Raw genomic sequence first — 10,426 nt, forward strand, 5'->3', positions numbered from 1 at the left:
CAAAAACGACGCCTGGCGCGCCGTTGAACCAAAATCAACGGCGCGCGTTATCTGGCGGATTTCCGGGAGTGGCACGCATGATCAAACCTATTGTTCAATTGCTTGCCTCTCCTGGCAAGTCCGTCTTCTTCACGGCATGCGTCGTCACCGCGGCCTTTCAAGGCAGTTCAACAATCGCAGCGGATGCCGCCGCAGTGCCGGTAACCGCAATCGCTGCGCGGACGGGAACGATCGACCGCGTCATCAATGGCATCGGAACCGTTGCACCCCTGCAGTCTGTGACGGTCAGGCCCAGGATCGACGGGCAAGTCGTCGACATCTCCTTTGCTGAAGGGCAGATGGTGCAAAAAGGCAGTGTTCTTCTCAAGCTGGACGATCGCGAATTGATTTCCGCTCTCGCATCTGCAAAGGCGAAAAAGGCCCAGGACGAGGCGCAGCTAAACAGTGCCCGGACAGACGCACAGCGGTATGCGGCACTCGCCGAGAAGGGCGTTGCGTCGGCTTCGACGCTTGAGCAAAAGACCGCGTCGAGTCAACAATATGCGGCGGCCGTCCAATATGACGACGCGCTTATCAAAAGCGCGGAAACCCAGCTCGGGTTTGCCACGATCACCGCCCCCTTTGAAGGACGCACCGGATTCAAGCAGGTCGATGTCGGCAGCGTCGTAAACGCGAGCTCCACGACTGGCATCGTGACGATCACGCAGATGGATCCGATCGGGGTATCGTTCGTGGCGCCGGGCGACAAGTTTGGCGAGATCAGGGACGCTCTGAATCAGGGTATAGCAGAGGTCAAACTGACGAGCACCGACGGCAGCCGCACACTTGCCACCGGGAAACTGACCACTCTCGACAACTCCGTCGATGCCTCGAACGGCTCCATCCATCTCAAGGCGACATTCGACAATGCCAAGGCGGTGCTCTGGCCCGGTCTGCCCGTCGCAACAACGCTGACGGTCGAGAAACGCACTGGTGTCATCGTTCCCGACAAGGCGCTCGCCCGCGGTCGCGACGGGCTCTACGCCTACGTCGTCGGCGCCGGCGGAAAAGCGGTCCGCCGCGCGGTCAAGACCGCCTTCGTCACCGATGCGATGGCGCTGGTTACAGAAGGTATCAGTGACGGCGATCAGGTCGTCATGGACGGTCAGTCACGCATCGGCGATGGCGCTCTGGTTTCGGTCACCCCATGGACCGGCTCCCCGGCAGGTGAGCTCGCAGACAAGGCAACGCCATAATGATCGATCGCGAGCGTAAGCCCGGAGAACCAGCAGGATTTTTCGATTTCTTTATCGTTCATCCGGTCGCGACCGGGCTGATCATGTGCGGCATCTTCCTTCTCGGGGCCATCTGTTATCCGTTTATGCCGGTCTCGGCTTTGCCGCAGATCGACTTCCCGACGATCCAGATCGCAGCAAACCTTCCCGGCGCCTCGCCTGAGACCATGGCTGCCAGCGTCGCCCAGCCGATCGAAGACGCGTTGTCGCGCGTCAGCGGCATATCCGAAATGACCTCGAACAGTTCGCTCGGTACGACCTCGATCACGGTGCAGTTTGGACTCGACCAGGATATCCAGACGGCCGCAAGCGACGTTCAGACGGCAATTAGCGAAGCGGCTGGTCAGCTTCCGAAGGACATGACGTCTCTGCCCACGGTGCATAAGGCGAACCCCGCCGACGCCCCCATCATGCAACTGTCGGCAAGCTCCGATGTTCTAACCTTGCCTGAACTGGATGAGTTTATCGAACGCAATGTGGCATCCAAGATCGGTCAGGTATCGGGTGTCGCTTTCGTAAACATCGGCGGCAAGCAGAAGCCCGCGATCCGGATCGCGGTCGATCCCGGGCGGCTGGCGCAGGCGGATATCACACTCGAGGACGTGCGAACGGCGATCGGCAATCTCAGTCTCAGCGCGCCCAAAGGAAACATCGACGATCCGACCAGGACCTTTCCGATCTACACGAATGACCAGATCGGTAGCAGCGCACAGTGGAACGACGCAGTCATCGCCTATAGCAGCGGCGGTCCAGTTCGTATCCGCGATATCGGTCAGGCGGTCGATGGCGCCGAAGACAACAAGATGGCGCATTGGACCAATGGCGAGCGCGGTATCGCGCTCGACGTCTTCCGTCAGCCGGGCGCAAACGTCATTGCTGTCGTAAACGCCGTGAAGGAACAGCTCCCGGCGCTTCAGGCGTCACTGCCCAAGTCGATCAAGCTCGAGCTCGTCACTGATCGCACGACAACGATCAGGGCATCAGTCAATGATGTTCAATTCACGCTGATGCTGACGATTGGTCTCGTCGTCGTGGTGATATTCCTTTTCCTGCGAAACCTCCGCGCGACGATCATTCCGGTGCTGACGCTGCCGATTGCGCTCGTTGGTGCGTTGGCGCCGATGTGGGTGCTCGGTTTCAGTCTCGACAACCTGTCTCTCATGGCCCTCGTCGTGGCTGTCGGATTTGTCGTCGATGATGCGATCGTCATGCTGGAAAACATCACCCGCCATATCGAAGACGGCGTCGATCCCCGTGATGCCGCCCGCAGAGGGGCGCGTGAGATCGGTTTTACCATCGTCTCGATCAGCCTGTCGCTGATCGCTGTTCTCATCCCGGTCCTATTGATGGGCGGCATCGTTGGACGCCTGTTTCGCGAATTTGCGATCACCTTAACGGTCGCGATCGTCATTTCCGCCATCGTGTCGCTGACGTTGACCCCGATGCTGGCTTCCAAGCTGATCCGCCCGATCGATGAACGCCAACGGGGGCGGTTCTACCGCCTCGGAGAAGCGTTCTTCGATCGCCTCACGTCGCTTTATATCGCGAGCCTGAGTCCGGTGATCCGCCATAGGATATTGACGCTTGGCGTCTTCATCGCGACGATCGCAGGAACAGCCTATCTGTTCATTGTTATCCCCAAGGGCTTCTTTCCGGAGCAAGATACAGGTTTCATTGGCGGGCTATCGCAAGCCTCTCCGGATATTTCCTTCTCGGAGATGTCAAAACTGCAGGAGCGGGTTAGCGCCATCATCCTGAAGGATCCGGCGGTCTACAGCGTGTTCATGGACATCGGCGGCGGCAATGGCGGCAACGCGCTCAATCAGGGCCACGTGAACATTACACTGAAGCCATTGGAGAGCCGGAACGTGAGCGCCAGGCAAGTCATCGAACGGCTCGGCCAGGCTTTGAATGCGCAGCAAGGCATCAAGCTTTTCATGCAGTCCGCCCAGGATATCAATATCGGCGCGCGGCCTGCCAAGACCCAATATCAGTTTACCCTTCAGGACGCCGATATCCAGGAGCTTGGTACCTGGGCATCGAAGGTTACCAGCCGCCTTCAAGGCGTCTCGCAACTGCGGGATGTTGGCAGCGACGAGCAAGCTGAAGCGCCCAATCTGTCGATCAAGATCGATCGCGCCGCAGCGACGCTTTACGGGGTCTTGCCCTCCGCCATCGACGACACGCTCTACGATGCCTTCGGCCAGCGGCAGGTCGCGTCCTACTCGACGCAAACGGATACGTTCCGGGTGATCCTCGAAGTCCTTCCCAACCTTCAGCGCGACATTGCAACGCTGGACCGGCTTTCCATTCGTGCCAGCAACGGCACCTTGGTTCCGCTTTCGGTGGTGGCAAAGTGGTCGACGGACGGCGTCTCACCGGTCTCCATATCGCACCAGGGTCAGTCGCCCGCGGTCACGATCTCGTTCAACCTTGCCCCAAATGTCGCGCTTGGCGAGGCGACGCAGACAATCGAAGCAGCGGTGGCCGACATGCATCCGCCGGCTTCGCTGCAGACGAGTTTCTCCGGAAGCGCCAAGGCGTTCAAGGATTCGCTCGGAACCGTCCCCTTGCTGATCCTGGCGTCGCTCGTCGTTGTCTACATCATTCTCGGCGTCTTGTATGAGAGCCTCGTCCATCCATTGACGATCCTGTCGACGCTGCCATCAGCGGGTCTTGGGGCATTGCTTGCCCTCAAACTGGCAGGTTTCGACTTCGGCCTCGTCGCAATGATAGGGGTCATCCTGCTGATCGGCATCGTCAAGAAGAACGGCATCATGCTGGTGGATTTCGCGATCCAGGCAGAGCGGGAAGAAGGTCTCGGAAGCGAGGACTCGATCGTAAAGGCAGCACAGATGCGGTTTCGCCCGATCCTGATGACCACGATGGCCGCACTGCTTGGAGGGCTGCCTCTTGCCATCGGTCACGGATCGGGCTCCGAATTGCGGCAGCCGCTCGGCTACGCAATTGTCGGGGGTCTCCTTGTGAGCCAGTTGCTCACCCTCTATACGACACCCGTCATCTATCTGCTGCTCGACAAGCTACGCAAAAATCGTACAGAGACGGCGGGCAGTCAGAGCAGCGCCTCAGCCGCATAGCTTCCAAGCACGGGAACAGATATGAACACATCCTTCTACACCTGTGCCATCGCGAGCGTCACAGCCGCCGGTGTCGTTGTCCGGCCGTTTCGTGTGCCTGAGGCAATCTGGGCCGTTGGCGGCGCTTTGCTCATCCTTCTTTCCGGCATCCTCAACCCCATGGAAGTCTGGGCCGGGGTGGCAAAGGGTAACGACGTCTATCTGTTTCTGATCGGCATGATGCTGTTATCCGAGCTTGCCCGGAAGGAAGGGCTGTTTGACTGGCTTGCAGCCATTGCCACGTCCTATGCAAGAGGATCGCCAACGCGGCTCTTCGCTCTTGTCTATGGTGTCGGCATTCTCGTCACTGCATTTCTGTCCAACGACGCCACGGCCGTTGTTCTCACGCCCGCGGTCTACGCCGCATGCCGCGCGGCAAAAGTCAGGGATCCGTTACCTTACCTCCTGATCTGTGCTTTTGTCGCCAATGCCGCAAGTTTCGTCTTGCCGATATCCAATCCCGCAAATCTGGTGATCTTCGCTGGCGGCGACATGCCATCGCTGTCTCGCTGGATGAGTACGTTCATGCTGCCATCCATCGCTTCTATCGTCGTGACTTATCTGACGCTCTATTGGTCGCAACGCCGGACGCTCGTCGCTGACACCGTGGACACCGCGATCGCGCGCCCGCATCTCAGCATCTCTGCACAGCTTGCCGGATTTGGGTTGGTCGTCACAGCGGCCATTCTTCTGTGGGCCTCAGCGATGCATGTCAGCCTGGGGCTGCCTACGTTTCTGGCCGGCACGTTAACGACGCTGGCCGTGCTCGCCGTTATCCGGCAAAACCCAATCAACGTCTTGCGCGATGTCAGTTGGGGCGTCATCCCTTTGGTCGGCGGATTGTTCGTCGTCGTTGAGGCGGTCAATCATACGGGTGTCGCAACCATACTTGCGGACCATCTCAGGACGCTCAGCGCGCATTCCGAAGTGCAAGCAACCGCACTTGCAGGGACCGGGGTCGCCCTGCTTTCGAATCTCATCAACAATCTGCCTGCCGGTCTTTTCGCCGGAAGCGCTGTCCAGGCCGCAGAGGTCTCCGATCGCATAGCCGGCGCCGTGCTGATCGGCGTGGATCTCGGCCCAAACCTTTCGGTGACTGGTTCCCTTGCGACAATCCTTTGGCTGACGTCATTGCGCCGGGAGGGCATCGAAGTCAGCGCGCTATCGTTTCTGAAAATTGGCGGCGTCGTGATGTTCCCCGCACTGTTGTTGTCGCTTGCCGTTCTCTTGGCCTGATCGAGAGGGGTCCCATCAACACCGTGCTGCAGTCGCATCTCTGAAAAAAAGAATTTATTTCAGATACTTAAAGAAAGAATTCTCCGCTGGTCGCCAATCTTCAACCGATGCCGGAACATTTGGTCCCCGATTTGATTATCCCTGCTTCACTAAGGAGGAAATAATCATGGATCATACAAACCACGTACGCCTGACGGCATCCGAGTTGACGCCCGCCGTTCTCGAAGGTGCCACGATCTACGGCGTCGATGATCATAAGGTCGGCAAGATCGATCATATCCATGCTGCTGGCGGCGCCGGCGGATCCGCAGTGATCGATGTTGGCGGGTTCCTCGGCATTGGCGCCAAGCCGGTCGCAGTTCCGATTTCGGATCTCGAGTTTATGCGTGACGAGGACGGCGATGTTCACGCCGTCACCAGTTGGACCAAGGATCAGCTCAAGCAAATGCCTGAGCACCGAGACTGAGATCGTCTCGAACTGTTCTCCAGCACCGCAATTGGCGGTGCTGGAGAGATCGCACCCGATCTAACTGTATCTCGGGCCATGCTAGACAGTTCGACTAGCCTCTGGCTTAGTGAGTTTGTATTTCCTTAACCGGCAAGTGACGGAGGCAGGCGCGAACGATACGTCGACTGGGTCTTATAGGCCGGGCGGGAGCCTGCCCCTATTGACGACGCTATAGCCGAGGAAACGCAAACCACGGACAAGCGCCAGTGGTCCCTCTTTTTCATCCACTCTAGTCTCTCCGATACCGTCCCAGTGTCGGCGCTGCCAGCTTTTGAACAAGGTCTCGAACGCTGCATAGTCAGCATCGGACATGGGAAATGGCTCCGGAAAATGCGCGACATAAATTTCGCCGGCATTCAATGGTTCCCATTCGATGACTATCGCTCTCAACGCGTTAATCTCCCGATTTTCGGTTGGGCGGCTAGCGAAGCTCACGCCGCAGATCTTCCGGAATCGGCCGCTCCCCGCTCAATATCTTGCACTTTGTCCTCTCGAGCGAATCCACCCGGTTAACTTCTGGAAAACTAGCCATCTCCGAGACTTGTGTGGCTAACCAATCTCGCACTCTACACTGTCTATATAGCAAGCTCGAGGGGCCAGTCTGCCTCGATCGTCCACGCCACTGCGCTTGGCGCCTGGTTACAGGTACCCGCCGAGCCAGGCGAAATCGCCCTTGATCGCTTTGCCTTTACGGCCCACCGAAACGGCGTCCTCAAGGGCACCCTCGCCAGCTTCGGCAATGCCTCTGAGGATCGGCCATGCCCTCTGTCGCAACGCGTCCAAAAGGGGCCAGCTGGATTAGCACACCTCAACTGAGGTTCTTGATCTGCGTTGCGATATGAGGGTCCCCCGCGCTCCGTAGCGCCATCGTCGTCACAACTACTTTTGGCAGAGTTTGGACACGTTGCGTTGGAGACCCCGAAGCAGCGCTTGAGCGATTTCATCTTTTAAACCTTGGACGATATCGCCGAACGGGCCACTGGTGCGGATGATCTCGAACGAGCTTTCCGTGGTTTTGCAGGAAGATAGATCGAAATGCAGGCTGACATCAGCTGTTGCCGAAAACCCGCCTTGCACCAAAGTATTGTCTGATGTCTTGCAAGCCAAGGTTCCCCGGGCTTTTGCCTCGGCAAGGTCACCATTCACGGACACGTCGAGCCTCTCGATCTTCACATAATCTAGCTTGTCGACGCCAACTTCAACGCTGATGCCAAAGCTCGATGCGTTTACCTTAAGCGCCCGGCACGGCTGTGCGTCACCGATCGCTCGCTCCAGCACATTCTCTGCTGCGGCAGGACGCTGTGCAACCATCAGCGCTATTGCTGTAAACACTGCAAAGGCGCCCACCCATCCTGGCATCATTCTTTACCTTCCGCGAGGCTCGAGCCGTGAAACCCGACCCGTGAGTTAATGGCTGCTGTAGAGTTCGGAGCGGAAATCCTCATCCGCTCTTTCGGGGAACAAGTGCCGCCGGGTCTGCCGCAGGCCGTCAGCTTGGCGTCGATGCTTCTCGACCACGTGATTTGTCACGTCAATAAGCGGGCCGCCATCTCGCTCAGCAATGCGGACCGTGCCTCCTTGAGAAAGAAAATCGCAAAACGCCTCGACCGATCTGAGGTGGGCCGTGAGCTCGACGTATCGGTGATCGTATTCTTTCATGACATCCTCCAGCGGAAAAGATCACAAGAGACTTCGGCGAGAAAATGGCTGCGCGCTGAGATTTGCGGTTAGGGGTTATCCAGCCGTTCAACCGTCTATGCATCGGCCCTCGAACTTCCACCCGACTGGCTGGCAGCAACTGGAGGAGCTATCCAGCGTGATTGGCAGGTCGCGTACTTGCTTGCAAGCGCCGATTTAGACCATTCCGATTCCGTCGAAGTGATCGTGTGACGCCGGATGCGTTGGGAGCGGGTGCTCCTTGTGTATTCATCAGTTCTCTCTAGGCAGATGCTGGAGATTGGGCATGCGAGTCTCCATCCCAGCCGGGCTCTACGGTGATTGCCGCCGCCTCTCACAAATCTTTATGGCGGTTCCTTAGGCTCGTCACGAACCGACAAATACCGTTCCCTGATCCTGAATGTTACGCGCCACAACTGCTAATCCGTGAGCGAGCGCGGTGGCGACGGCGATCGCATCAGCTTCGTTGCGGCGATCAGGAATATGTAAGTGGGCCTACCGCTTAGGGATAGCGCCATCGATCGTTATAACTCGCTCTGAAAACTCCGGCCGAACGCGGCTATCCATCCATGCTCGCAAGTGCGGTCCCAGTGCGCAGTCTCGGGGTGGCATGCAGAGTATTCCACGCTCAAGTTATAACATAATTTAATAGATTATTAATTCCCACCGGTTTGCTCAATGCCAATGCTCATACTCTGACGCGCTTCAGAAAGCCCGTTTTCGCATTCCGCCTACCCTGCAATCAAGGATTGCCGTCATGTCGCCAACCATCGAGACAATGGTTTCCAGCCGATAGGGTTTTGCGATGAAGGTTGCTCCGCCAGGCAACTCGTCAGGGCGCAGGCAATGACCTCCTGAAGCGATGATCACTGGAACGGGCATGCTGGTCAACGAGATCATCCTGGCCAGATCGAGCCCGCTCAGTCCACCGGGCATATCAATGTCCGTAACGACGGCGTCGATCTTGCGCCGAGCGAGAGCCGCGATTGCCTCAAGGACATTTTCGGCTTCGACAACGTCGTAACCCTCATCCCTAAGGGTGTCTGCCAACATCATCCTGATGAGAAATTCGTCTTCAACGATGAGAACTGTGCGCTGATACATGTCAGTTTCGCTCCGTGGTCACGAGATGAACTCGCAGCGACCCGAATAGATCGTCTTTCAGACAGGAGTATTCGCAGACATATTTAATAAAATACGAATGAACCACGGCTCTATGCCGCGAACCAGATGCCGGAACGTTTATTGTCTGGTTGGTCAGCCTCGGTTGCTTCCAGAAACCTCATCGGCTGTTCAATATGCGGTCTAGTTCCTTCAACCGGGATAAAAGCAGCCCGGCTTCGGAGGCGAAGGCAGGCCAACGGCCCACGGTTGCTCGAAGCTCGTTGATGATCTCGTTCGCAATTCGTGCTGGTATCGAAGCTGCCTTGGCGATCAGCAGCGGCATGGCTAGAATGTCGGGCGCATATTCGAAATTGCTTCGCCTCTCGGTGCCGCTTCACGCCAAGGTACCGAGCTTGCGCGACCGCCCCTCCAGATCAATCATCACAGCCATTTGTTGACAGGTTCGAATTTGACGATTGCGCACCCTTTTCCTCAGTGGCCGGTCGATGACGTCATCAATGGTTCTGGGCGCCTGCGGGGGGGACAACTGGCCGAATTCGACTTCGGCACGAAGCACGAAAGCAATCTTGACCAGGGCTTCGATCGAGATCTTGCCAGCTTCCTCGAAAAGGCGCAGCGAACTATAGGATAAGCCTGCTTTGGCAGCGAGATCGCGCTGCGTCGAACCTAGGACGAGAGCGGCCTCAACGATCATAGCGTGATGGAGCGGTATGGTCCTTCGATAGCGACGGCCATGGCCGATTTTTGGCCTACCATTGAACGGATGGTACGGGACCACTTCAGGAGACGCAGGTCACATTCGGCTTTAAGCAGTACGCTGGGGGACCGTCATACGCAGACATATCAGGCCGCGATAAGCAACATCACATAGGCGACTACAGTCACCATCAGTCCGCGGAAGGCGAGCGTCACGCAGCGGTACTTGCCGCGAGCGATCGCCGAGAGAATATCAGCGTTGTCGAGATACTCGGCAAAGAGGTAACGCTGGTCGTGGCGCGCAGCCGCTTCCCAGAAAAGCTGCCGGTGCTTGCCCCAGCTTCCCCAGAACATCGAAGTCGACTTGTTCACGTGACGAGGCAACACGACGAGTATCGCCGATAGAATCGAGAAGACCGATGCCGCAGCCAGAAGCCCGGAGAACAGCAGTGTCTTTGGATCGCCACCGACATAGCGCGTCCATGTAAAGACGGCCCTGACATCCCCCGAGCTAACGAGGAACGCAAGCATGAAGGTGAAGATGTAAGCCGCCTTTTGATCAGATATCTTGATCTGGTCGTAGAAGATATCGTTTATCTTCTTGATATGATCGAAATATTCCGATCCTATGACATTCGTCGAAGGAAAACTTTCCATCAACTCAGTAGCACCTTCAAGATCGCTCACCCAAACATCCCCACCGTCAAGTGTCTCCCTGATATTACACTTAGCCGCCAAAGCAAGATGAGCGGTACAACTTCTATTGACTTTTC

General features: G+C 57.3%; 9 protein-coding genes and 1 pseudogene. 4 read left to right on the forward strand and 6 right to left on the reverse strand.

Features of this window, described 5'->3' with window-relative positions; translation table 11 throughout:
* Positions 1–77: 77 nt before the first annotated feature.
* The 4 genes from J2X43_RS28320 (at position 78) to J2X43_RS28335 (ending at position 6,113) form a co-directional block, all read left to right on the forward strand.
* Positions 78–1,235 (forward strand): efflux RND transporter periplasmic adaptor subunit, encoded by a 1,158-nt coding sequence (locus J2X43_RS28320; protein ID WP_112515449.1) that lies wholly within the window; start codon positions 78–80, stop codon positions 1,233–1,235.
* The gene (locus J2X43_RS28325; RefSeq protein WP_310300534.1) at positions 1,235–4,372 is read left to right on the forward strand and encodes an efflux RND transporter permease subunit; all 3,138 of its coding nucleotides are present in this window, start codon (positions 1,235–1,237) and stop codon (positions 4,370–4,372) included. Before J2X43_RS28320 ends, J2X43_RS28325 begins: the two co-directional genes overlap by 1 nt.
* 21 nt (positions 4,373–4,393) lie before the next feature.
* Positions 4,394–5,647 carry an arsenic transporter gene (locus J2X43_RS28330; protein WP_310300537.1) on the forward strand — a complete coding sequence of 418 codons (1,254 nt, stop codon included), beginning with the start codon at positions 4,394–4,396 and terminating at the stop codon, positions 5,645–5,647.
* Positions 5,648–5,813: 166 nt separating this feature from the next.
* Entirely contained in the window at positions 5,814–6,113 is a 300-nt protein-coding gene (locus J2X43_RS28335; RefSeq protein ID WP_112386813.1) for a PRC-barrel domain-containing protein, read from the forward strand.
* A gap of 921 nt (positions 6,114–7,034) precedes the next feature.
* Here J2X43_RS28335 and J2X43_RS28340 read toward each other — a convergent pair.
* From J2X43_RS28340 to J2X43_RS28360, 6 genes and pseudogenes are all read right to left on the reverse strand, one after another.
* Positions 7,035–7,466 carry a hypothetical protein gene (locus J2X43_RS28340; RefSeq protein ID WP_310300751.1) on the reverse strand — a complete coding sequence of 144 codons (432 nt, stop codon included), beginning with the start codon at positions 7,464–7,466 and terminating at the stop codon, positions 7,035–7,037.
* Positions 7,467–7,562: 96 nt separating this feature from the next.
* Positions 7,563–7,814: a hypothetical protein gene (locus J2X43_RS28345; RefSeq protein ID WP_112386811.1), complete on the reverse strand. Its 252-nt coding sequence runs from the start codon at positions 7,812–7,814 to the stop codon at positions 7,563–7,565.
* A 384-nt stretch (positions 7,815–8,198) separates the two neighbouring features.
* Positions 8,199–8,465 (reverse strand): annotated as a pseudogene (locus J2X43_RS31175) (VapC toxin family PIN domain ribonuclease); the annotation flags it as partial.
* A 72-nt stretch (positions 8,466–8,537) separates the two neighbouring features.
* Positions 8,538–8,936, reverse strand: coding sequence for a response regulator (locus tag J2X43_RS28350; protein WP_310300540.1), 399 nt, complete (start codon positions 8,934–8,936; stop codon positions 8,538–8,540).
* A gap of 394 nt (positions 8,937–9,330) precedes the next feature.
* Complete coding sequence (locus J2X43_RS28355) at positions 9,331–9,651, reverse strand: helix-turn-helix domain-containing protein (RefSeq protein WP_310300543.1); 321 nt, start codon at positions 9,649–9,651, stop codon at positions 9,331–9,333.
* Between the two features lie 149 nt (positions 9,652–9,800).
* A complete protein-coding gene (locus J2X43_RS28360) occupies positions 9,801–10,340 on the reverse strand; it encodes a Pycsar system effector family protein (RefSeq protein ID WP_112540852.1) in 540 nt (179 codons plus the stop codon).
* Between the last annotated feature and the right edge of the window lie 86 nt (positions 10,341–10,426).

It is taken from the genome of Rhizobium sp. BE258, assembly GCF_031457345.1.
Taxonomy (GTDB): Bacteria; Pseudomonadota; Alphaproteobacteria; order Rhizobiales; family Rhizobiaceae; genus Rhizobium.

Coding starts and splice junctions, on each gene's coding strand:
- J2X43_RS28320 (WP_112515449.1), top strand. CDS start 78: ATGATCAAACCTATTGTTCAATTGCTTGCCTCTCCTGGCAAGTCCGTC.
- J2X43_RS28325 (WP_310300534.1), top strand. CDS start 1,235: ATGATCGATCGCGAGCGTAAGCCCGGAGAACCAGCAGGATTTTTCGAT.
- J2X43_RS28330 (WP_310300537.1), top strand. CDS start 4,394: ATGAACACATCCTTCTACACCTGTGCCATCGCGAGCGTCACAGCCGCC.
- J2X43_RS28335 (WP_112386813.1), top strand. CDS start 5,814: ATGGATCATACAAACCACGTACGCCTGACGGCATCCGAGTTGACGCCC.
- J2X43_RS28340 (WP_310300751.1), bottom strand. CDS start 7,466: ATGGTTGCACAGCGTCCTGCCGCAGCAGAGAATGTGCTGGAGCGAGCG.
- J2X43_RS28345 (WP_112386811.1), bottom strand. CDS start 7,814: ATGAAAGAATACGATCACCGATACGTCGAGCTCACGGCCCACCTCAGA.
- J2X43_RS28350 (WP_310300540.1), bottom strand. CDS start 8,936: ATGTATCAGCGCACAGTTCTCATCGTTGAAGACGAATTTCTCATCAGG.
- J2X43_RS28355 (WP_310300543.1), bottom strand. CDS start 9,651: ATGATCGTTGAGGCCGCTCTCGTCCTAGGTTCGACGCAGCGCGATCTC.